Below are 21,634 nucleotides of genomic sequence, written 5' to 3' on the forward strand. Positions count from 1 at the left end.
TCGTAGGCCGACAGCGATACGCCGACAGACGAATTCGAGCGGAGCCCCGATGGGCGCAGCCCATCGCCGAAGAATCCGTTCCAAGAGGAGTTACCACCGTGAAAGTCAACCGAAGACTCGCAGTCCTGTCCGTCGTCGCGCTCGTATCACTGTCGGGTTGCGCCCGCACGGGCACCGAAGAGGCCGGTGGCCCCGTGGCGGCCACGAACCCCGCCGTCGCCGATCAATTCGGCGATCTCGGCACCGTCTGCGGCAAGGGCTCGCCGAAATCGGCTCCGGCGCAGGGCGTCACCGCGGACACCATCACCCTCGGAGTCTTCACCGATCTCGGATTCACCAAGAATCCCGAGTTCATCGAGGCTTCCGAGGTTTTCGCGTCGTGGTGTAACGCGCACGGCGGGATCGCGGGCCGCAAGATCGAGTTGAAGATCCACGACACGAATTCCACCGAGGTACGTCAACGGATGCGCGAGGCGTGTCGCGACGATTTCGCGCTCGTCGGCGGCGGGACCGGAATGGACGGGCTCGGCGTCAAGGACAGGCTCGCGTGCCTGCTGCCGAGTTTCCCGGCGCAGGTCGCCCAAATCGGCAGTGTCGCGGCGGATCTGGAGATCAGCGCGTCGCCGACGACTCTTCCCTTCCACGATATCGAGACCGGATTCCGGCGCTGGCTGGTGACCGAGGGATATCCCGAATCGATCGGCGCCATCGGAATGGTCGATGCCGACTCGCCGGTCATCAAGGCCTTCGCCGACAAAGCTCAGGAGAGTTTCGAATCGATCGGCGCGAAGATCGTCTACCGTGACCGATACCCGGTCGCCGGTGTGTCGGACTGGACGCCGTTCGCGCACGCGATCAAGGAAAAGCAGGTTCGTGGCTTGATCTTCAACGGTCAACCCTCGCAGTTGCCGAAGCTGGAGGACGCGTTGACCAGCATCGGGTATCGACCGGACTGGATCGATGCGAAGAACAACAATTACCGGCCGGGGTTCCTGCGTGAGGCCGGGCGCTCCATCGAATTCCAGAACAACGTGGTCGATCTCAATGGTGTCGCGCCGTTCGAGAAGGCGGACGACGTACCGGCCCTGCGCCACATCCAGGCGATGTTCGCCGAGTACGGCAAGAGCGCCGAGATCACGTTCCCGCAATTGCGGTCGATGTCGGCCTGGCTGCTGTTCGCGAAATCCGCGGCCGGTTGCGGAGACAATCTCACTCGACGCTGCGTCTACGACGCGGCCCTTCGGCAAACGGCGTGGACCGCGGGCGGCCTGCACGCCCCCGTCGACGTTTCCGACCGCGAAGAGCCCATCCAATGTTTCAATGTCGAGCGCGCCACCGCGACGGGTTGGGTTTCCGTCGAATTGGGAACGGACGGGCAGCCGTACCGTTGCGGTATCGCCCACTACCGGTTCACCAAGGATTACGGCGTACCGGCGACGCTCGCGGACGTAGGGAAGTCGATGGCCGATCTGGAGTGAGGCCGGGCCGATCCTGTCCACCGACACCGAGTGTCCGAGTTCCGATAGCATCGGTTCGGACGAGAATATTGCTCTCGTCCCGACCGCAACATGGTAGGCGGCTAGGATAGAGCATGACTCTCGTGCTCGCGGGAAAATGGATAACTCGGTGAGCGGTGGGGTTCGCAGGGTTGTGTCCGGTTGGGTAGAGAGGTGTCGCGATGACCATGTCTGATCCTTCTGTCGACGACGGTGTGAAGACCTCCGCGCCGGCGTGGGCCGACCGCGCCGCCGACAGGTCCCGGTCGGTGCAACGATCGCGGGCGCGCAGTGTGGAACAGGCGAAGGTGATCGTCGCGGCCGCCCGCCGACTGTTGCAGACCGAGGGAGCCACGCTCACCACCCAGGAATTGTCGAAGGAAGCGGGCATCGCGCTACAGACCTTCTATCGGCATTTCCCCAGCAAGGATCAGCTGCTGCTGGCGGTGTTCGAGGACTTCGTCAGTGAGCGACTCGCCGAACTCGAGGCAGGTGCGCGGGAGCTGCCGGATCCGGTGCACCGCTTGCGCTTCTACATCGAGGGCGTGCTGCGTTCGGTGGCCGAACCCGGTGGTGTCGGACAGCGTTTCGTCACCGCGGAGCACTGGCGGCTGCACCAACTCTTCCCCGTCGAGATGCAACAGGTGAATCAGCCCTACGCCGATCTGATCGAACGTGAACTGCGTTCGGCCGCCGAGGCGGGCTCGCTTCGACCGAATGATCCGGCGACCGACGCGTGGCTGGTGATGAAACTGGTCATGTCGGTGGTCCACCACGTCGCGTTCGCTCCCATGGAGGATGGCGCCGACGTCATCGAGCGGGTCTGGTTGTTCTGTCTGTCGGCGTTCGGCGGATCCCCGAGTGGTGAAGCTCGGCTCGGCGACAGCGGTGCCGCCGAGGCGAAAGACCTGTAGCCCGGCACCGCTGTCGCCGAGAGTATTTCGCTACCGGATCGACACTCCGAGGCTCGGTTCCGGCCCCGCGTAGGTCAGGTCGGCGTTCGAGCGGAGACGCCCTGGTCGTACCGACGTTCGCTCCGCAGCCGAACAACCTCGTCGCGCTGATACCTCGCGTGCTGTTCGTGGTGATCCCGTTGGTGACGCCGACGCTCATCACGCGGCCGTACCGGACGGCGTTGTAGCCGAGGTCGAACCCTGGGTGCTGGCGCAGTCGGCGAATACGCGGCCTTCATTTCCAGCGCCGGGCGCGAATCGGCGGCGCTGTGTCGTTGCCCGAACAGCACTCCGCGCAGCGGAATGACATCCCTCCGGTCGCTCGCGATCGAGCGGAGCGGCGATTCGTCGTGTCCGATGGGCGTTTCGACGCATTCCACCGAAGGGAAAAGCGTTCGCCCGCTCGTATTTCCGCAGGCGCGAGCTCAGCGCACAGGTCGATTCTCGTAAAAACGAGAGTGGCACTTCCCAAAAGTAGAGCCATGTTCTACCTTAGGTTGCAGTCAAGTTCCATCGAATGCTCGGGAGGTCAATGTGGACGGCGAAGCGTTCGACGGCGTGCACGTGGTCGAGTTGGCGCAATGGGTCTTCGTGCCCGTCGCGGGTGCTCTGCTTGCGGATTGGGGTGCCGACGTCATCCGAGTCGAGCGTCCCGAAGGCGACCCGTATCGTAACCTCGCCACCCAGGGCATCGGCACCGACAGCTCGGGCGTGAATCTGTCTGTGGCACTGGCGAATCGCGGCAAACGATCGATCGCGCTCGATCTCCACACCGAGGAGGGGCGCGCACTGCTCGATCAGCTGCTGGAGTCGGCGGATGTGTTCCTGACGAACTTTCGCCCGGCGGCGTTGCGCAAACTCGGACTCGACGCCGAGGAGTTGACGCGGCGGTTTCCCACGCTGGTCTACGCCCGTGGGCACGGCTTCGGTGTGCGCGGACCCGGCGCCGACAAACCCGGCTACGACTCCTCGGCGTTCTGGGCACAGGGCGGCCTGGCGCATATCCTCACACCGCCGGAACGCGAGTACCCCATCAGCCAGCGTGGCGCGATGGGCGACCGGAACGGCGCCATGGCCTTGGCATTCGGGATCGCGGCCGCGCTGCTGCGGCGTCAGCGCACCGGCACCGGGACCGTCGTCGATGTCTCGCTGCTTGCCACCGCGATGTGGACGCTGTCCTCCGATGTGCTCTCGGCGTTGGCGGGCAACACCCCCCGAGCGAGCAGCGGTCGCGGCGGTGCGGTCAATCCGCTCGTCGGGACCTACCGAACCGGCGACGGTCGCCATATCCAGCTGGTCTTCCTCGAACCGGATCGCTACTGGGCGTCGTTCTGTCATCTGATCGATCGCCGCGACCTCGTCGAGGACCCGCGCTACATCGATCTCGCGGCCCGTCGCGAGAACCTGCAATCCTGTGTGGCGGAACTGGAATCGGAATTCGCCAAACGGACCCTGCGCGAATGGGAGGACCTGCTGTCCGCGCTGGACGCGCCGTGGGCGCCGGTCCGCACGGTCGAGGAATTACTCGACGACCCCCAGGTCGTCGCCAACGACTACATCGGCACCGTCGACACCGAAGACGGACGTTCCTACTCGCTTCCGACCGGACCGGTGCAACTCGCACAGCGTCCGCCCGCGCTGCGGCGTGCCCCCGAACACGGTGAGCACACCGAAGAAGTGCTGCTGGAACTGGGCTGTTCGTGGGATCGGATCAGCGAGTTGAAGGACGCGGGGGTGATCCCGTGACCGCCAGGCCGCTACCGGTACCCGACGAGTCGTCGGCGCAGTACTGGGCGCACGCCCGCGAGCATGTGCTGAGTGTGGCGCGTTGCCGTCACTGCGATCGGTTCACCATCCCGCCGGGGGAGACCTGCCCGCACTGCCTCACCTCGGAACCGCGATTCCGGTTCGAGCCGGTCAGCGGCCGGGGCCGGGTCCGATCGTGGACGGTGATCCGGCGAGCCTCACTGCTCGGATTCACCGACGAAGTGCCCTATCTGCTGGTCGACGTGGAACTGGACGAACAGCCCGAACTGCGGATGATCGGCCGTCTCGTCGACGGCCCGAACACCGTCGTCCACGTCGGGGATCCGGTACGCGTCACCTTCGAGGACGTGACCGCCGAGATCGCCGTTCCCGCATTCTGTTTGGCGGGCCACCCGTGAGCGGGCGGTTCGCCGCGAGCGGCCGGGTCGCGATAGCGGGGTTCGCGCACAGCATGGTGGATCGGCACGCCGATCGCTCGCTCGGAGCGCTCACCGTCGACGTCGCCCGCGCCGCGATCGCGGATGCCGGACTGACACCACAGCAGATCGACGGGTTCGTGACCGCCGCGTTGTTCCCGAGCGCGGGCAGCCACACCTCCCGAGACGGCGTGAGCACGGTCTCCGCGGACTGGCTCGCGCAGCGGGTCGCGACGCAGCCGAGGTATGTCGCCGGTTTCCAGGGCATCGGTCAGCTGCCCGGCGCGGTCGCGTTGGCGGTCAACGCCATCGCCTCCGGCGCGGCGGACTACGTCGTGGTGCACCGAGCCCTGCACAACCCCGCGGGCGGATACCACGACACGGCGGTGCGAGAGGTGGCCGGATCGCAGCAGTGGACCTCGCCGCAGGGTTTCGGTGGTCCGCTGCCGATGATCGCGCTGCCCTACAACGAGTATCTCCAGCGATACAAGGCCGATCCGGAGACGATGGCCGATGTCGTGGTGGAGGCTCGCAAGAACGGCGCGCGGATCCCGTGGTCGTACTGGCGCGACCGACCACTGACGCGCGCGCGGTATCTGGCCGACCCGATGGTCAGTGATCCCGTGCGCCGCGTCGACTGCGACATACCGGTGGACGGTGTCGCGGCATTCGTGCTCACCTCGGCCGAACGCGCCCGCGACCTACCGCACCACCCCGTGTACGTGTCCGGTTACGCCAACAGCGGCCCCACGACCCGGCGACTGCCGCTGCACTGGCCGCTCGACGACATCATGGCGGGCGGTGCCGTAACAGCGCGGAGGCTCTGGGAGGCAACGGGTCTGGGACCGGGTGACATCGACCTGCCACAGCTCTACGACGGATTCTCGCCGTTCGTGTACTTCTGGCTGGAGGCGCTGGGCCTGTGTCCGATCGGTGAGGCGCACCGCTTCGTCCAGGACGGCGGAATCGACAGCGACAGCGCCGGTGGGTTGCCGGTGCTCTCGGGCGGCGGAGCTCTGGGAAACGGCCGGATGCACGGCATTCCGCAAATGCTCGAATGCTATCTGCAACTGTCCCGGCGCGCGGGTGTGCGCCAGCGCGACCGGGCGACGGTGGCATTGGCCGCCCATTCCTCACCGCATTTCGGTGGCGCGGTCCTCTACACCGCCGAGCCCGGCTGAGCCGGGACCGAGCACCCCATGAATTCCCATCACACGCCGCGTCGCGGCGGCAAGGAGGCATCGGCCGGATGGCAGCGATAATCAGCGAACGCGGCTCGTATGTGGCAGGCGAGTGGGTCGGTGGGACCGGAACGCTCGCCGTGGAGAATCCGGCCGACGAGACACATGTCGTCGACCTGGACGCCGCGACGCCCGCCGATATCGAACGCGCGATCGTCGAGGCCCGACGCAGTTTCGACAGCGGGGTGTGGGCCTCGATCCCGGTGGCCGAACGGATCAGGACCGTTCACGCGTTCCTCGACCACATCGAGGCCTCGCGGGACAGCTTGATCGCGACGATGGTCGCCGAAGCCGGTCAACCGCTGAGTTTCGCCGAAAGGTCGCAGTTCCTGGGCGGATTGGGCATCGCGCGTGCCACCGTCGCGTTGTTCGCCACGCTGCCCGAGGAAGAAGCCAATCCGGTGCCGGTGGACGAAGCGACCCGGGGACGGGTCGCGCTGAGTATCCGCCGCTTCGAACCGGTCGGCGTCGTCGCCGCGATCACCCCGTACAACGCGGCGCTGATCATGGCGTTGCAGAAGATCGTGCCCGCGTTGCTTGCGGGCAATTCGGTGGTGCTGCGCCCGAGTCCGCTGACACCGATCTCCTCGCTGATCCTCGGCTCGGCCGCCGAAGCCGCCGGTCTGCCGCGCGGTGTCTTCAGCGTGGTGATCGAGTCCGGCGCCGAGGGCGCGCATCTGCTGACCAGCCATCCCGCGGTGGACATGGTCTCGTTCACCGGATCGACCGCGATCGGCGCGCGGATCCTCGCCCAGGCCGCGCCGACGGTGAAACGGGTCGCCTTGGAACTCGGCGGCAAATCCGCCCAGATCTACCTGCCCGACGCCATCGCCCACGTGGCAAGGGGCGCGGCGGCCGTCGTCGCGGGGACAGCCGGTCAAGCCTGCGTCGCCGCCACCCGAATGCTGGTGCCCCGCGAAGACAAGGACGAAGTGCTCGAGGTGGTGGCGAAGACCTTCGCGGCCTTGAAGGTCGGATCACCGACCGATCCGGCCACCGCGATCGGGCCGGTGATCAGCGCCGCCGCGCGTGAACGATGCGAGCGATTCATCGAGGCGGCCGTGCAGAACGGCGCGTCCGTGGTCCAGGGCGGCGGCAGGGCGGCCGATATGAACCGCGGTTATTACGTCGAGCCGACCGTGCTCGACGTCCCCGACAACGCGAATCCCGCAGCGGCGGAGGAGATCTTCGGCCCCGTGCTCGCGGTACTCGGCTATCGCGACATCGACGACGCCGTCACCATCGCCAACGACAGCCGCTACGGACTGTCCGGGCAGGTCTACGGATCCGACACCGCCGCAGCGACCGCCGTCGCCCGACGGCTGCGCACCGGCGCTGTGAACGTCAACACCACGCTGTTCAGCGCCTACGCGCCCAGTGGCGGCTACAAGCAGAGCGGTTTGGGACGCGAACGCGGGCCCGACGGCATCCGGGCCTTCCAAGAAATCAAACACCTGGCCATCGGCGAACTCCGATAGCCGCCCTCCGATCCGAAGGAGTAACAATGACTTCCGACTTCTCGCTCGACTGGCTGATCTCGGTCGACGATCACATCCTCGAACCCGCGCACCTGTGGGTGGACCGGGTGCCGCGCGCGGACCGCGACCGGGCGCCGCATATCGAGGTCGACGACAACGGCGTCGACGCCTGGGTCTACGACGGCAAACGCTTCCCCAGTTCGGGACTGTCCGCGGTGGCGGGCAAGTCGAAAGAGGAATTCAGCCCGAAATCGCTGTCCTACAGCGAGATGCGGCCGGGATGCTACGACCCCACGGCCCGGATCGAGGATATGAACCGCGCCGGAATCCTTGCCTCACTGTGCTTTCCGACGGTGACACGGTTCTGCGGTCAGCTGTTCATGGAAGCCTCCGACCGCGACTTCGGCCTGGTATGTCTGCGCGCCTACAACGACTGGATGATCGAGGAATGGTGCGGCGCGGCGCCGGGACGCTACATCCCGCTGGTGCTGATCCCGCTGTGGGATCCGGCGGCGGCCGTCGAGGAGATGACGCGCTGCGCGAACAAGGGCGCGACCACCTTCGCGTTCTCGGAAAACCCTGAGCCCCTGGGACTTCCGACCATCCACGACGTCAACGGATACTGGGATCCGGTGATGGCCGCGGCCAACGACCTGGAGATGGTGGTGTCGATGCATGTCGGATCGTCGTCGACGGTGCCCCGGATCTCGACCGACGCCCCGTTCCTGGCCAACCTCGCCTGGGGCGCGACCAGGACCTCGGGCGCGATGCTCTCGTGGCTTTTCAGCGGCATGTTCCAGCGCTTCCCGAAGTTGAAGATCGCCCTGTCGGAAGGGGAGATCGGCTGGATGCCGTACTTCCTCGAACGCGCCGAGCAGGTCCTCGACAAGCAGCGGCACTGGGTCAAGAAGGGGATGAAATTCGGCGAACACGAGATCAGCCGCAATGTCGATCTCGACACCCTCGACATCCGCGCGACCTTCCGCGACCACATCTACGGATGTTTCATCGAGGACACCCACGGCATCGCGAGTATCCCCGACCTCGGCGCCGACAACATCATGTGCGAAACCGACTACCCCCATTCGGATTCCACGTGGCCGAACTGCATCACGGTGGTCAAGCAGCAGATCGCGCATCTGTCGCCGGAGATCCAGTACAAGATCCTGCGCGGTAACGCCGAACGGCTCTACCGCTTCACCCCCGCCGAGCCGCCGGTTCTCGCGGGGGTCTGAGATGCCCGGATGGACGGTCGAGGTCGACCGCGATGTCTGCCTGGGTTGCGGCGTCTGCGCGGCGTACGCGCCCGGCGCTTTCGACCAGGACGAGGACGGCATCGTGGTCTTCCTCGGCGCGTCGACCGAAACGTCGACGTCGATCCGGGCCGCCGTCGACGGCTGCCCGACCGGCGCCCTGCGACTGGTCGCCGACGACCTCCGCACCGACGACATCCTCGCCAACGACAAGGGAGTGTGAGCAGTGCTGCTCGAAGACAAGAACGCCGTCGTCACCGGGGCGGGATCGGGAGTCGGTGCCGCCTCGGCGCTGCGCTTCGCCGCCGAGGGAGCCCGGGTGGTCTGCGCCGACATCCAGGTGGAACAGGCGAAGGAGACGGTACGACGCATCGAGGCCGCCGGTGGCACCGCGGTCGCGGTGGCCTGCGACGTCGCCCGGGAGGAGGACGTCGAGGCGATGATCGCGAGCGCGGTCGATCACCTCGGCAGCGTGGACATCGTGTTCAACAACGCCGGAATCCCGACACCGCGGCTCGGCGCGTCGCTCGAGGAGCACACCGCCGAGGACTTCTCCCGGCTGGTCGCGGTCAATCTCGGAGGCGTGTTCTTCGGATGCAAACACGCGGTCATCCAGTTCAAGCGACAGGGCGGCGGCGGGGTCATCCTCAACACCGGATCGGTCGCCGGACTCGTCGCCTGGGGCGGGGCGGTGTACGCGGCCACCAAGGGCGCGGTCCACCAGCTCACCCGTTCGGTGGCGATCGAGGGCGCGCCGTTCGGTATCCGGGCGAACGCGCTGGGGCCCGCGGGTATGCCGTTGACCAAATTCATGTCGGCGGGCGGGCTCGGCGAGGATCCGGAGACGGTCGAGCGGATGGTGCGGGCAACGGCCGCCAACCATCCCCTGCAACGTCCGATCGCCGCCGAGGATTGCGCGGAGGCGGCGGTATTCCTGGTCTCGGATCGTGCCGCCAACATCACCGGTGTTCTGCTGCCGGTCGACGGCGGATACGTGGCGAGGTGAGACGACGTGAGTGCGAATAGTCCACTGGCGCTGCTGGATCGCGACCGAGTGCGCGAGTTGTTCGACCTGCGTGGCGCCTATCTGGTGCAGACCGGCGGCGACTATCGAGGCGATCCCTACCCCGTCTGGCACCGGCTCCGGGAAGAGGCCGAAGTGCACCCCGGGGTCGTCCACGAACTGACAGGCTACGACCGGCCCGCCGTATTCGCGGGACTGCCGATACCGGAACGTCCACACTTCTCGGCGTTCAGCTTCGCCGCGTGCGACGCCGCCTACCGAAACCCGGAGGTTTTCGCCTCTTCGCCCACACCGGTCGATCCCAACGACGGCGATCTGCGCACACAGAACAGCATGATCTCCATGGGCGGTGCCCAGCATCGACGCTATCGGTCGCTGGTCCAGCCCTCGTTCATGCCCGCCAACGTGGGATGGTGGATCGAGCACTGGATCGAGGAAACCGTCCAACATCTGATCGACGGCTTCGCCGAGCAGGGCCGCGCCGAACTCAACGTCGATTTCTGTGCGGCGATTCCGGTACTCACCATCACCAGCAGTTTCGGTGTGCCGGTATCGCAGGCGCTGGAAATCCGCGCGGCGCTGCGACAGCCGCAGGTGCTCATCGATCTGCTCCGTCCGGTCGTGGCCGACCGTCGCCGCACACCGAAAGACGATCTCATCAGCGTGCTCGTGGAGGCCGAACTCCCCGACGAGGACGGCACCGCGCAGCGGCTCACCGACGCCGAGATCTACTCCTTCGCGCTGCTGCTGTTGACCGCGGGCTCGGGCACCACCTGGAAGCAGATGGGCATCACCCTGACCGCGCTGCTCCAGCGACCGGACGTACTCGAGGCTGTGCGCGAGGACCGAAGTCTGCTGCGGCCCGCGATCGACGAGACATTGCGCTGGCTGCCGACCGACCCGATGTTCTCCCGATATGTGACGCGCGACATCGACTTTCACGGTGTCCACCTCCCCGCGGGCGCGGTGCTGCACCTGTGTATCGGCTCCGCCAATCGTGACCCCGCCCGCTGGGACGACCCCGACGAGTACGACATCACCCGACGATCGCGCCTGTCGTTCGCCTTCGGCAGCGGCGCGCACGCCTGCCTCGGCATGCACGTCGCCCGGGCCGAGATGACGACCGGAATCGCGGCACTGCTCGACCGGCTGCCGAATCTGCGACTGGATCCCGACGCCGAACCCCCCGTGTTCATCGGCATGTACGAGCGGGGCGCCACCGAAATCCATGTTCGTTTCGGTTGAACCGTCACCGCGAACATCTCGACAACGATGAGGACCACACGCATGAACCAACCGGTCTACCGAGCGCCGGATCTGTCGCTGCGCGGCGCGGAGCACGTGCGGCAATACCTGGAAACCGACGGAGCGGTCGGACACGAATGGAACGGCGTGCCGATCCTGCTGCTCACCACCACCGGGCGAAAGTCGGCGCGGCCTCGCACATCGGCGCTGATCTACGGCCGCGACGGTGACGACTACCTGGTGATCGCCTCGGCGGGCGGATCCGACACCCATCCGGCCTGGTATCTGAATCTGCTCGCCGAGCCCGCTGCGGTCGTGCAGGTCGAAGCCGATCGCATCCCCGTGCTCGCACACACCCCGTCGCCGCGAGAGCGGGAACGACTGTGGGAGATCGCCACCGGATACTGGCCGAACTACGACATCTACCAGACACGGACGAGCCGACCGATTCCGGTTGTCGTGCTGCGCCCCACGTCCGGGGAGACGCCTCGATGACCCCGCCGACACCCGTCTTCTCCAAGGGGCGCGACCTGGACGCCACCGCGGACCGTCTGCGTCCCTGGCTGTCGACTCACCTGAATGTCGCGAGCGTCGACATCGATCACCTCGAGTATCCGCAGGGCGCGGGGGTGTCCAACGAGACGATCCTGCTCCAGGCCCGATACGGCGACACCACAGCGGATTTCGTCCTGCGGGTCTGTCCGACGCCGCAGTATCAGATGTTCCTCGACCCGCGCTTCCGGTTGCAGTACGACATTCTTGCCGCATTGCGACAGCACGACGACGTGCGAGTTCCCGAGGCACTGTGGTTCGAGGAGGATCCCGCCGTGCTCGGGCGTCCCTTCTACCTGATGCGCCGCATGCGGGGCCGCGTCCCGGTCAGCATGCCGGTGTACAACGCCACCGGCTGGCTCGCCGAAGCCACCCCGGCGCAACGACACACGCTGTGGCGCAACGCGATGCGTCAGCTTGCCGCTGTCCACCGGGTGCCGGTGGAGGCGGTGCGGTTCGTGGATCGGCCCGAACGCGGGCTCACCGGCGACGAACAGCAACTGTCGTACTGGCGCGACTACGCCGACTGGGCGGTCGGCGCCGAAGTGCCCGGCGCCGTGATTCGTCTGTTCGACTGGTTACGCGACCACCGGCCGTCGGATTCGGCGGTCGGCCTGTCGTGGGGTGACGCGCGTATCGGGAACATGATGTTCGACGACGACTTCCGCGTCGTCGGAGTCATGGATTGGGAACAGGTGTCCTTCGCGGGACCGGTATCGGATCTGGCCTGGTGGTTGCTGTTCGACGAGGCCCACAGCACCGGCCAGGAACTGCCGCGGCTGCCCGGACTGGGAACCCGCGACGAGACCATCGCGCTGTGGCAGGAATTGACGGGCCTGCGCGCCGATCACCTCCGGTGGCACGAAGTATTCGCGGGCGTCAAAGCGGGCCTGCTCAGCATGCGCAGTCGTCGCATGCTGGAACTGCCGCCGTCGGGAACGCGGCGTTACTCGTTCCTGCGCCGAGCCTGCGAGATGGTCGGCATCGAAGAAACGGGGGATCTGTAGTGGCCGTCGACCTCGACCCCGCGCCCTTCGACGAAACGGTGGTGCTCTCCCCTGGGTGGCTCACCGGTGTTCTGGCGCAACGCTATCCGGGAACTGTCGTGACCCGAACCGACGTGGTCGAACGAATCGAGACCGTGGCGACCAAGGTTCGCTTCGGCGTCGAGTACGCCGGGCCCGCCGACGCACCGAACGCCCTGTGCGCCAAAGGATATTTCAACCCGGCCCTCCGGCGACCGGTGCGCACCGAGGCCGACTTCTACCGTCTGATGGCCGATCGTCTTCCCGTGCGGACCCCGCCCTGCGAGTACGCGGCCGTGGACGAGTCCACCGGTCACGGATTGATCGTCCTGCACGACCTGGTCGCGACCGGTGCCCGATTCCTGGACCCGATGGTCGGCTACAGCGCCCGACAGGCACTCGCCACCCTCGACCAACTCGCGACCCTGCACGCCGCCACGTGGGAGGCCGACGATGCCGCCCTGCGTCGGCTGTTCCCGCCACGGCTGGCATCCCTCGCCGGGCACGTCGGCGTCGAGCAACTCCAGAAACTACTCGATGACGGACGCGCACAGGGCATTTCGAGCGCCACTCGCCGCGCGGAACGACTCCTGGCGGCGATGGCGGTCCTCGACGAATCCGTTGCCGAGAATCCGGTATGCCTGGTGCACGGCGATCTGCACACCGGCAACATCTACGAACTGGCGGACGGCAGTCCCGGTCTGATCGACTGGCAGGTCGTCCAGTGCGGCACCTGGGCGCTCGACGTCAGCTATCACTTGGCAACCGTGCTGGATTCGGACGAACTGGCACGCAACGAACGTCACCTGCTCGACCACTACCTCGACCGGCTGGCCGCCTACGGCGGAATACCACCGGACCGAGAGACCGCGTGGCGCATGTATCGAGCGTCCCTCCCGTACGGACTGTTCCTGTGGTCGATCACCCGCGCCGTCGCCAGGCCGATCATCGAACACCTCACCGGACGTCTGGCCCGGGCGGTCGAACGTCACCGAAGTCTCGACCTGCTCGCCGTCTGAGTTCGAGGGTTCGATTTATCGACATCGACCTCATCAATGTCCGAATCGCGATAGATTCCCCCGCGCGGAACCGAACAATTTAGGAGAACACCATGCCCCATTCGCCCCTGGAAGAACTGCCTGCCGGAGGTGGCGGCCGCTGGCCCGCCAGTGCGGGAGGATTCCGATCGGCGCACTGGGGGGATATGGAAGTCGGTCTGACCACCTCGGCCGGGGCCCGCGACTGCACCGAACTCTACAAAGCGGGCGGGATGCCCGGCGGTGTCTGCCCCTGCCCCCACTACGGCTACATCTTCAGCGGCACCATCCGCGCCACCTACCCCGACACCGGACTACCGGACGAGGTCGCCACCGCGGGCGAGGCCTACTTCTTCCCGGCCGGACACATCCTGATCTACGAGGAAGCCACCAGGGCATTCGAGGTCAACCCGGCCTACGCCCTGCAACAGTGCATGGACGCCATCGAGCGTGCGGCCGGCGGGGGAGCGCGCTGATCGAGTGCGCGTCGGCGCATTCGAACCCGACTCGACCGTCACCTCGCGGTCGATGAACTCTTTGTGGAGATCACCATCCGCCTTCGAAGACCGCCTGTAGCGCTGGTATCGGATGTGCGACGGTGCTCGTGTTGGCGACCGCGACAACGATCAGGCCCAGCGCCGCCAACGCGAAGAACATCGCGAGCGAGGTCATCGCACGCCTGAATTGCCGGACCGTAGACGCTGTCCTGCCCTTCACCCGACACCACACACCGACGCCGATCGTCAGGATCGCGGCGATCGTGGCGATCACCGCCATCGCCGAGTGGTATCGGGTGAAGTCGGTGATCATCGCCTCGAGTGCGGGACTCGCGCGTTCGCCGGTGCTCGCGCGGTGGTCGAGTTGCTGCCCGAGTTGGTCGAGCGTGTCGGCGTGCTGTCCCTCGGCGTCGTCTCCGGTGAGCATCGGCAACAAGGAGGCGAAGGGGGCGACCGTGCCCTGAATATTGGCCATGAAGATGATCAGCGATGCCGCGGCGCAGACCGTGGCGAGCGCACCGCCGCCGACGAACGCGAACGTGCCGCGAGCCGTAGTGTTGTCGAGCTTCGAGAACGCGCGCCACACAAGCACACCGAGTATCGCGAACACGAGCAGCAGTAGTGCGGCGATCACGGCTTTGGCGAGGTGGTAGCGAAACCAGTAGTCGACCATGGTGTCCAGACCCGTCGAGAAATCGGCTTCGCTGGTCCGCCAGTACTCATCGAATTCCGCGCGGAACCCGGTGCGGAGATCGTCCTGGTCGAGGGCGCCCATCCCGGATCCGTAGGCTGCGAGCCGACCGGGGGCGAGGACGAAGGCGACGACCAGGACGATCGCCTCGGCGACGAGCACCGCGATCGCGGTTCGGAAGAATCCGCCAGGTGGGGACAGGGCGCTCGGGTTCGACAAGACGGAACCTTTCTCGGTGTCACCGTCGACGGTACCGAGTCCATCGACGTCGCCGCGGAGCCGACGGGAGGTGTCAGCAGGCGGGGGAGTGGGTGTCGGTGAGCATGGTGAGGTCGATCGTGTCGGCCATAGCCCGGTAGCCGGCGGGGCTGGGGTGTAGTCGATCGGGGCTGGAGTAGATCTGCTGGAGCACCGCGGGATCGGCTGGATCGCGGAGTGCGGCATCGAAGTCGACGATGCCGTCGGCACGGTTCTGTGTCCGAATCCAGGTGTTGATCTGTTGACGGTCGGTTTCGCTGCGCGGTGCCAGCAGGACGCCGTCGACGAGCGCGTCGGAGGCGGGCAGGAGTGTGCCCAGCCAGATCTTCTTACCGCTGCGGTGGGCCGCGGTGATGAGTTGTTCGTATCCGGCGATCATGGCGGCGACATCGGGGGCCGGTGGGAGCCCGAGATCGTTGATTCCCTCTTGGACCAGTATCGCGGCGACCCCGGCTTGATCGAGCGCGTCGCGTGGGAAACGTGACAGTCCACTCGGGCCGAGCAGTAGTGGTTCACCGCTGGTCAGCACACGGTTGCTGCCGATTCCGGCGTTGACCACCGAGATCGGGATATTCGCGGCGTCGAGTCGCCGTTGTAGCAGGTCGGGGTAGCGGCCGTTGGTGTCGGCTACCGCGCGGTCCGCGGGGACCGACAGGGCGGTCGCGCCCACGAATCCGTCGGTGATGGAGTCGCCGAATGCCACCACGGACCGGGTGTTCGCCGGTGCCGACACGTCCAGTGCCTCGACGTAGAACCAGGCTCCGGTGGTCGCGGAGAACTGGTCGGAGCCGGGCTGTCCGGTCAGGTCGCCGCTGCCGTGCGGGGAGTAGTAGGAGGTGGCGTTGGCGTTCCAGTGTTTGGTCGGTGGACCGGCGGCTCCGGACACGTGGATGCTGACGGCCAGCGGGGCGAAGGAAGCGACCGCGAAGGAGATCGGGTCGCTCGTGACATCGTTGCCCGCGGGAACGGTGATCGATGTCTGCCCGTCGAACTGCACCGGTGCGATGTCGCCGACCACCGGGCCCGAGACCTGGTTGCCGATGCTGACTCGGTCGAAGGTCACGGGGGTGAGTCCGAATCGGTTGGTCAGGTGCACACGCAGCTGGGTTCCACCCAGGTGAGGGGTGATGATCATGCGGAAGGTCTGATCATCGACCGTGAGCGGGGTCGGTTGTCCCCAGGCGTCGAGCGGGGTCACCGAATCGGTGGGGCTGGCCGTCCACGATGCTACGAAATGCGTTCCATCACAGTCGGATTGCGCGTGGCCGACCGCGGGATCGGTGCCGACCCCGACCAGCGCACTCACCAGCACCGCCACGGCGGCAGGCACGGTCAGCGCGGATGGACCCGAAGCGCGGTTTCGCCGCGGTGTCGGACCGGGAAAATTCATCGTCGAACTCCCATTCACGTCGTCGTGAGGTATCGCCGTTTCTGGCACACCGTGTCGAGTAGGTCGATCGGCCGTGATGTGCGGTCGGTGCGTCTCGGGTCGTCGTCGTGGCCCACGCCTATCTGGACATATCGGTCTATCTCAATCCTGCCGAACCGAATGAGCCGTGCCCCCGAACAGTCGAGGGTGTCGCGACCGCAGATTCGGTGTATCCGGAACTGCCTCGGTACCAGGGACCCGGCGTCGGCGGGTGCGCAACCCGATCGTCGGGTGTAGCCGCGGCCGGTGTGGCGTGGGCCCCGACCTCCCGCGCCACCGGTCACGCGGGCCGCGGCCACCGTCACGGAAGTACCGCCTACCCGCCCCCGAGCCGATCGCGGTGGGGGTTGGATGCATTGCGGCCCTTCCGTCGACACCATCTCGACGCGTTCGTCGAGATGTCCCGTGTGACGTGGCGATGGCACCGAATTGGTGCGCCGCGACGTGCACAAATGAACAGTAACGCGGTTACTGGTGGCGGGGAACCGGCAATCCGCGAATTGTCGAAAACCATATGCAGCGCTGAATAATTTTGTGATGCATGTGTGGTGAATCCTCGCGTAGGCAAACGTCGTGATGCCGAGATGGCGCCGTGGAAGCGACCGCAGTCCAGATCGTGCGGTATCCGACGCTGATGTCGTCGGCCGCCGCGTTGATCGGACGGTAGTCCGGCTACTCGGCGGGGTAATCCCGTCCCAACTTCTGGGATGGTTGTGTCGTTCAGGTCGTCCAGGCGCCGTTGGCGACGGCGGTCTCGACGAAGGTTCGGAAGTCGCGGGCGGGTCTGCCCAGTGCGCGTTGCACACCGTCGGAGACGTAATTGTCCATCCCGCGGCGGATAGCGCCGACGGTGTCGGCGAATTCCGCGGCGTCCGCGGCGGGCCATCCTTGTTCGGTGAGTTCGGCGATGAACTGTTCGTGGCGCAACGGGACGTATTTCAGGTCACGGCCGGTGGCGGAGGAGATCTCGGCGGCCGCCTCGCCGAGCGTCACCGCCTGGGAGCCCGAGACCTCGTAGATCTGTTGGTGATGGCCGTCTTCGGTCAGTGCCGCGACCGCCACGGCGGCGATATCTTCGGCGTCGACGAAGGTCGCCGCGCCATCCCCGCCCGGAAGTCGCAACTCGCCCGCCAGCACCGCGTCGAGGAAGAAGCCCTCGCTGAAATTCTGCGCGAACCACGCCGGGCGCACGATGGTCCAACGCAGTCCCGATTCCCGCAACGCTTCCTCGACATCGCCGAGAAGTTGTCCCACGCTGCTGTTCGCATCGGCATAACCGGGGGTGTCGATGCCGCGGCCGGACAGCCCGACGATCCGCTCGACGCCGAGCTCTCGGGCGCGAGCGACGAAGGGCTTCGCGACCGGATCGAGCTCGTACGGAACCAGATACACCGCCTCGACCCCTTCGAGAGCGATGTCCCATGTCGAACGATCCGCCCAGTCGAACCGAGGTTGAGCCGAACGTGAACCCAGGCGGACAGGGATGCCCTTCTCGCCGAGCTGGGAGACGACACGCGAGCCGGATTTGCCGGTCGCACCGGTGACCAGGATGGGTTGCTTTGTCATGCCTCGAGTCAATCCGCCGAGGGGGTGGCTCGGCCATCTCTGGAACGCTCGGATGGATTTTCGAGTGTCTATATTGAGAGGTGTGGATGGGCTCTCGGAGCTGTTGGACGGGGTTCGCGCCCGAGGAGCGTTGCTGACGCAATCGATCCTGAGTCCGCCGTGGTCGCTACGGTTCACCAGCGGCGCCGAGTTGAGCACGGCCACGATGCTGAGCGGCCGGGCATGGATCACGCCGTCGACCGGTGAGCCGGTGATGATCGAGGCGGGTGACATCGCGATCATTCGGGGACCGGCCCCCTACACCATCTCCGACGATCCGACGACCTCGGTGCACCGGGTGATTTCGGTGGCGGACTACTGCGCCGAGTCCACCGCACGGCTCGGTGAGGAGCAGCGTCCAGCGCAGCCGCGGACATGCGGCAACGTCGATGAGGGCGGCGCGACTCTGCTGAGCGGCGCCTATAAGAGTGCCGTGGGAATCAGCGAACGACTGCTGGAAGAACTTCCACCCGTGCTCGTCGTCCTCGAATCCAATGGCGAATATCCGATTCTGGACATCATCGCCCGCGAGATCCCGCATGACCGGTCCGGACAACAGGCGGTGCTCGACCGTTTGCTGGACCTCATGCTGACCGCCACCCTGCGGGCCTGGTTCGACCGGCCCCAGCGGCACGCCCCCGGCTGGTACCGAACCGGAGACGACACGATCGTCGGCCAGGCCCTGCGACTACTGCACGACCAACCGGCGCAGGCATGGACGGTCTCCGAGCTGGCCGCTCGCCTCGGAGCGTCCCGGGCGGGCCTGGCTCGCCGTTTCACGGCCGAAGTGGGTGAACCGCCCATGGCCTATCTGGCGGGCATGCGCGCGGCACTGGCGGCCGATCTGCTCCGCGACACAGATCTGACCGTCGCGGCCATCGCGCGAAAAGTAGGCTACGCCAACCCTTTTGCTCTGAGCGTGGCTTTCAAACGTCGTCGGGGTATCACGCCGACCGAGCATCGGTCCCTCGTCAGGCCGGGTACTCGCCTCGTATCGAGATGACGGAGCGCTCGAGCCCACGCAAACCGCCCGATGTGGTCCTCCGATTTTCAGCGACCGCCGAGTGCCACCGAAACCGCGGGCGTAGCCACCGGGCCTACTCGCGCCCGATCTCGTCCAGTTCGGCGAGGTCTTCTTCGGAGAGTTCGAGTCGGGCGGCGGCGATGTTCTCGCGCAGATGCGCGATCGAGGAGGTGCCGGGGATCAGCAGGATATTCGGCGACCTGTGCAGCAGCCAGGCCAAGGCGACCGATGTGGGGCCGACGTCGAGTCGGGTGGCGACCGCCGAGAGTGCGGAGGACTGAATGGGGCTGAATCCGCCGATCGGGAAGAACGGCACGTAGGCGATGTGTTCGAGGTCGAGTCGGTCGATCAACTCGTCGTCGTGGCGGTGGGCGAGGTTGAACATGTTCTGCACGCTCACGATCGGCGCGATGCCCTGGGCTTCGACGACCTGCTCGGCGGTGGCGTTGCTGACACCGAGGTGACGGATGACGCCCCGGCTCTGGAGTTCGGCGAGCGTCTCGAAGGCTTCGGCGATCGAGCCCGCCTGCGGTCCCTCGGCGTCGCCGAGTCGAAGGTTCACAAGATCCAGCGCCTCGAGTCCGAGGGATTCGAGGTTTTCCTCGACCTGGCGACGCAGCTGGTCCGGTTGCCGTGCCGTCGGCCACCCACCCTGCTCATCCCGCTGAGCGCCGACCTTGGTCGCGATGTGCAGCGACTCCGGGTACGGGTGCAGTGCTTCGCGGATCAGTTGGTTGGTGATGCGCGGTCCGTAGGCGTCGCTGGTGTCGATATGGGTGATCCCGAGGTCGACGGCCTCGCGTAGGACGGCGATCGCGCCGTCACGGTCGGCGGGCGGCCCCAAGACCCAGGGGCCCGCGAGTTGCATCGCGCCATAGCCGACGCGGGTGACGGTCAGATCGCCCAGAGCCCAGGTGCCGCCGGGCAGTGAAGGGGAGGGTGTGTTCATGCCTTTGTCTTTCGCATCGATTCTGCGGAGGGGCGTGGCGTCGGACTTCATATTGGTTGTGCAACTTCCTGATAGGAAGTGCGCACTTCGAAGTGCGTTGGTGACCCGCGGGTGACGGGAGTAGACGATGGGTCCGACCACGGCGGTCGAGAGAGCCGGGGCCACGATGGAGTACGACGCTCTCGTGGCCGCCTGCGCGAACCGGATATTGCTCGACCGTGACGGCGTGCGGCTGCTGGAAAACCTGTCCGTCGAAATACTTCTGAACGTTCGGTGTGCGCACCTGTTCCTGCCGGTTCGGCTCTCCTCGTTGCCGAATATCTCACCCCTTCACCCTGCGTTCGTTTCACTCGATGACCGGGGGGTATTGCACGACAGGCAACGCCGGTCTCGGCCGGTGCGCAGGTTCGGCCGCGATCTACATTCACGGGACGCGCCATGTCCCAGGATCCTCGACCGATCACGTCCCTGACCAACCGAATGCTCTCCGGCATCCTCGCGCCGAGGGCCGAAGTACCCGATCGCCTGCTCACCCAGGGGGCGGTGACGAACTGTGCGACGAATATCCAGGAGCGGATGGAATGCGTAACTTTGTGTGCGGCACGTGCGGACAGATGCTGTCGTTCGAGAATTCGGTGTGTCTGCATTGCAAGAGCCGGGTGCGGTTTCACCTGCCGAGTCGAACAATGCTGGCACTCGATCAGCACGGCAGCGTCGAGGTCGATGACACCACCTGGCGTAGCTGCGACAATCTGTCTCTGGCGCAATGTAATTGGCTGGTCGAGGCAGCAGAGGCCGACCCGTTGTGTCGGTCCTGTCGGCTCACACGGACGCGACCGGCCGACAACGATGTCGAGGGTCTGCGGGCGTTCGCCGACGCCGAAACCGACAAACGTCGGGTAGTGCTCGAATTGACCGAACTGGCACTGCCCATCACCGGACGTGAAGACGATCCCGACACCGGCCTCGGTTTCGATCTGCTCTCGAGCAGTGCCGAGCGAGTCACGACCGGACACGAGGATGGTCTGATCACCATCGATCTCGCCGAGGGTGACGACGTGCACCGCGAACAACTGCGAGTATCGATGGAGGAGCCCTACCGCACCATGGTCGGGCACTTCCGTCACGAGATCGGGCACTACTACCAGACCGTTCTGGTCGGCACCGGGGAGCACCGGTCCGGATTCGAAGCGCTCTTCGGCGATCCCGACACCGACTACCAAGAGGCGCTGTCGCGCCACTACGACCAAGGGGCCCCGCAAGGTTGGAAGTCGGAATTCGTCTCGTCGTACGCGACGATGCACCCCGCCGAAGACTGGGCCGAGACCTTCGCGCACTACCTCCACATCCGCGACACCCTCGACACGGCGGCGGCGTTCGCCATGGCGCCCGCCGCTTCGACCTTGGACTCACTGCTGCCAGGCAAGGTCGGCTTCGAGCGGATCATCGAATGGTGGCTGCCGCTGTCATGGGCACTCAATCAAATCAACCGCTCCATGGGCCACCAGGACCTCTACCCGTTCGTCCTGCCGCAGCGTGTGCTCGACAAGATGCAGTTCGTCCACGACCTGATCGTCCCCGGCAACTGAGACCGCCGTACACCTCGATCTGATCCGGCGGGACCGCGCACTGCGGCGGGCAGGCTTGCGCCCGGTCGCGAAACCCCGGTGCCGACGCCCGTAGTCGTCGCGGTC

The 21,634-nt window shown here is 66.3% G+C and carries 20 protein-coding genes; 16 read left to right on the plus strand and 4 right to left on the minus strand.

The genetic code is table 11. From position 1 onward, the window contains the following. Nucleotides 1-98: 98 nt before the first annotated feature. From JZ792_RS00830 to JZ792_RS00895, 14 genes are all read left to right on the plus strand, one after another. On the plus strand, nt 99-1,478 hold the full coding sequence (locus JZ792_RS00830) for an ABC transporter substrate-binding protein (protein ID WP_308165091.1): 1,380 nt from the start codon (nt 99-101) through the stop codon (nt 1,476-1,478). A 206-nt stretch (nt 1,479-1,684) separates the two neighbouring features. Then, nucleotides 1,685-2,410 carry a TetR/AcrR family transcriptional regulator gene (locus tag JZ792_RS00835; RefSeq protein ID WP_216905659.1) on the plus strand — a complete coding sequence of 242 codons (726 nt, stop codon included), beginning with the start codon at nt 1,685-1,687 and terminating at the stop codon, nt 2,408-2,410. A gap of 573 nt (nt 2,411-2,983) precedes the next feature. After that, a complete protein-coding gene (locus JZ792_RS00840; RefSeq protein WP_216905661.1) occupies nt 2,984-4,195 on the plus strand; it encodes a CaiB/BaiF CoA transferase family protein in 1,212 nt (403 codons plus the stop codon). Then, a complete protein-coding gene (locus JZ792_RS00845; RefSeq protein ID WP_216905663.1) occupies nt 4,192-4,614 on the plus strand; it encodes a Zn-ribbon domain-containing OB-fold protein in 423 nt (140 codons plus the stop codon). Before JZ792_RS00840 ends, JZ792_RS00845 begins: the two co-directional genes overlap by 4 nt. Then, on the plus strand, nt 4,611-5,813 hold the full coding sequence (locus tag JZ792_RS00850; RefSeq protein ID WP_216905665.1) for a thiolase family protein: 1,203 nt from the start codon (nt 4,611-4,613) through the stop codon (nt 5,811-5,813). The genes JZ792_RS00845 and JZ792_RS00850 overlap by 4 nt, the downstream gene beginning before the upstream one ends. 68 nt (nt 5,814-5,881) lie before the next feature. Further along, the gene (locus JZ792_RS00855) at nt 5,882-7,351 is read left to right on the plus strand and encodes an aldehyde dehydrogenase family protein (RefSeq protein ID WP_216905667.1); all 1,470 of its coding nucleotides are present in this window, start codon (nt 5,882-5,884) and stop codon (nt 7,349-7,351) included. 26 nt (nt 7,352-7,377) lie between these two features. Then, the gene (locus JZ792_RS00860) at nt 7,378-8,586 is read left to right on the plus strand and encodes an amidohydrolase family protein (RefSeq protein WP_216905669.1); all 1,209 of its coding nucleotides are present in this window, start codon (nt 7,378-7,380) and stop codon (nt 8,584-8,586) included. 1 nt (nt 8,587) lies between these two features. Then, nucleotides 8,588-8,827 (plus strand): ferredoxin, encoded by a 240-nt coding sequence (locus tag JZ792_RS00865; protein ID WP_216905671.1) that lies wholly within the window; start codon nt 8,588-8,590, stop codon nt 8,825-8,827. 3 nt (nt 8,828-8,830) lie between these two features. Beyond that, entirely contained in the window at nt 8,831-9,610 is a 780-nt protein-coding gene (locus tag JZ792_RS00870) for an SDR family NAD(P)-dependent oxidoreductase (protein ID WP_216905673.1), read from the plus strand. A 6-nt stretch (nt 9,611-9,616) separates the two neighbouring features. After that, complete coding sequence (locus JZ792_RS00875; protein ID WP_308165092.1) at nt 9,617-10,873, plus strand: cytochrome P450; 1,257 nt, start codon at nt 9,617-9,619, stop codon at nt 10,871-10,873. A gap of 42 nt (nt 10,874-10,915) precedes the next feature. Further along, nucleotides 10,916-11,368 carry a nitroreductase family deazaflavin-dependent oxidoreductase gene (locus JZ792_RS00880; protein ID WP_216905675.1) on the plus strand — a complete coding sequence of 151 codons (453 nt, stop codon included), beginning with the start codon at nt 10,916-10,918 and terminating at the stop codon, nt 11,366-11,368. Beyond that, on the plus strand, nt 11,365-12,432 hold the full coding sequence (locus tag JZ792_RS00885; protein ID WP_216905677.1) for a phosphotransferase family protein: 1,068 nt from the start codon (nt 11,365-11,367) through the stop codon (nt 12,430-12,432). Before JZ792_RS00880 ends, JZ792_RS00885 begins: the two co-directional genes overlap by 4 nt. Continuing rightward, nucleotides 12,432-13,469, plus strand: a complete 1,038-nt coding sequence (locus JZ792_RS00890) for a phosphotransferase (RefSeq protein ID WP_216905679.1) — start codon at nt 12,432-12,434, stop codon at nt 13,467-13,469. Before JZ792_RS00885 ends, JZ792_RS00890 begins: the two co-directional genes overlap by 1 nt. A 185-nt stretch (nt 13,470-13,654) precedes the next feature. Next, nucleotides 13,655-13,963 (plus strand): cupin domain-containing protein, encoded by a 309-nt coding sequence (locus JZ792_RS00895; protein WP_216906120.1) that lies wholly within the window; start codon nt 13,655-13,657, stop codon nt 13,961-13,963. Between the two features lie 70 nt (nt 13,964-14,033). Here the strand turns inward: JZ792_RS00895 and JZ792_RS00900 are convergent, their stop codons facing one another. The 3 genes from JZ792_RS00900 to JZ792_RS00910 form a co-directional block, all read right to left on the minus strand. Then, nucleotides 14,034-14,894, minus strand: a complete 861-nt coding sequence (locus tag JZ792_RS00900; protein ID WP_216905681.1) for a hypothetical protein — start codon at nt 14,892-14,894, stop codon at nt 14,034-14,036. Between the two features lie 73 nt (nt 14,895-14,967). Continuing rightward, nucleotides 14,968-16,323: a GDSL-type esterase/lipase family protein gene (locus JZ792_RS00905; protein WP_216905683.1), complete on the minus strand. Its 1,356-nt coding sequence runs from the start codon at nt 16,321-16,323 to the stop codon at nt 14,968-14,970. 759 nt (nt 16,324-17,082) lie between these two features. Beyond that, nucleotides 17,083-17,928, minus strand: coding sequence for an NAD(P)H-binding protein (locus JZ792_RS00910; protein ID WP_216905685.1), 846 nt, complete (start codon nt 17,926-17,928; stop codon nt 17,083-17,085). Between the two features lie 82 nt (nt 17,929-18,010). On the opposite strand from JZ792_RS00910, the gene JZ792_RS00915 reads away from it, so the two are divergent. Next, entirely contained in the window at nt 18,011-18,970 is a 960-nt protein-coding gene (locus tag JZ792_RS00915) for an AraC family transcriptional regulator (RefSeq protein ID WP_216905687.1), read from the plus strand. Nucleotides 18,971-19,064: 94 nt separating this feature from the next. On the opposite strand, the gene JZ792_RS00920 is transcribed toward JZ792_RS00915, so the two are convergent. After that, nucleotides 19,065-19,940 (minus strand): aldo/keto reductase family oxidoreductase, encoded by an 876-nt coding sequence (locus JZ792_RS00920; RefSeq protein WP_308165093.1) that lies wholly within the window; start codon nt 19,938-19,940, stop codon nt 19,065-19,067. Nucleotides 19,941-20,521: 581 nt separating this feature from the next. On the opposite strand from JZ792_RS00920, the gene JZ792_RS00925 reads away from it, so the two are divergent. Next, nucleotides 20,522-21,529: a zinc-binding metallopeptidase family protein gene (locus tag JZ792_RS00925; RefSeq protein WP_216905689.1), complete on the plus strand. Its 1,008-nt coding sequence runs from the start codon at nt 20,522-20,524 to the stop codon at nt 21,527-21,529. The last annotated feature ends 105 nt before the right edge of the window (nt 21,530-21,634 follow it).

Source organism: Nocardia noduli (assembly GCF_019038455.1).
GTDB classification, from domain to species: Bacteria; Actinomycetota; Actinomycetes; order Mycobacteriales; family Mycobacteriaceae; genus Nocardia; species Nocardia noduli.

Excerpts from the sequence above, each read along its gene's own strand:
- JZ792_RS00835 (WP_216905659.1), top strand. The coding sequence starts at position 1,685 with ATGTCTGATCCTTCTGTCGACGACGGTGTGAAGACCTCCGCGCCGGCG.
- JZ792_RS00855 (WP_216905667.1), top strand. The coding sequence starts at position 5,882 with ATGGCAGCGATAATCAGCGAACGCGGCTCGTATGTGGCAGGCGAGTGG.
- JZ792_RS00860 (WP_216905669.1), top strand. The coding sequence starts at position 7,378 with ATGACTTCCGACTTCTCGCTCGACTGGCTGATCTCGGTCGACGATCAC.
- JZ792_RS00865 (WP_216905671.1), top strand. The coding sequence starts at position 8,588 with ATGCCCGGATGGACGGTCGAGGTCGACCGCGATGTCTGCCTGGGTTGC.
- JZ792_RS00880 (WP_216905675.1), top strand. The coding sequence starts at position 10,916 with ATGAACCAACCGGTCTACCGAGCGCCGGATCTGTCGCTGCGCGGCGCG.
- JZ792_RS00885 (WP_216905677.1), top strand. The coding sequence starts at position 11,365 with ATGACCCCGCCGACACCCGTCTTCTCCAAGGGGCGCGACCTGGACGCC.
- JZ792_RS00895 (WP_216906120.1), top strand. The coding sequence starts at position 13,655 with ATGGAAGTCGGTCTGACCACCTCGGCCGGGGCCCGCGACTGCACCGAA.
- JZ792_RS00905 (WP_216905683.1), bottom strand. The coding sequence starts at position 16,323 with ATGAATTTTCCCGGTCCGACACCGCGGCGAAACCGCGCTTCGGGTCCA.
- JZ792_RS00910 (WP_216905685.1), bottom strand. The coding sequence starts at position 17,928 with ATGACAAAGCAACCCATCCTGGTCACCGGTGCGACCGGCAAATCCGGC.
- JZ792_RS00920 (WP_308165093.1), bottom strand. The coding sequence starts at position 19,940 with ATGAACACACCCTCCCCTTCACTGCCCGGCGGCACCTGGGCTCTGGGC.
- JZ792_RS00925 (WP_216905689.1), top strand. The coding sequence starts at position 20,522 with ATGCGTAACTTTGTGTGCGGCACGTGCGGACAGATGCTGTCGTTCGAG.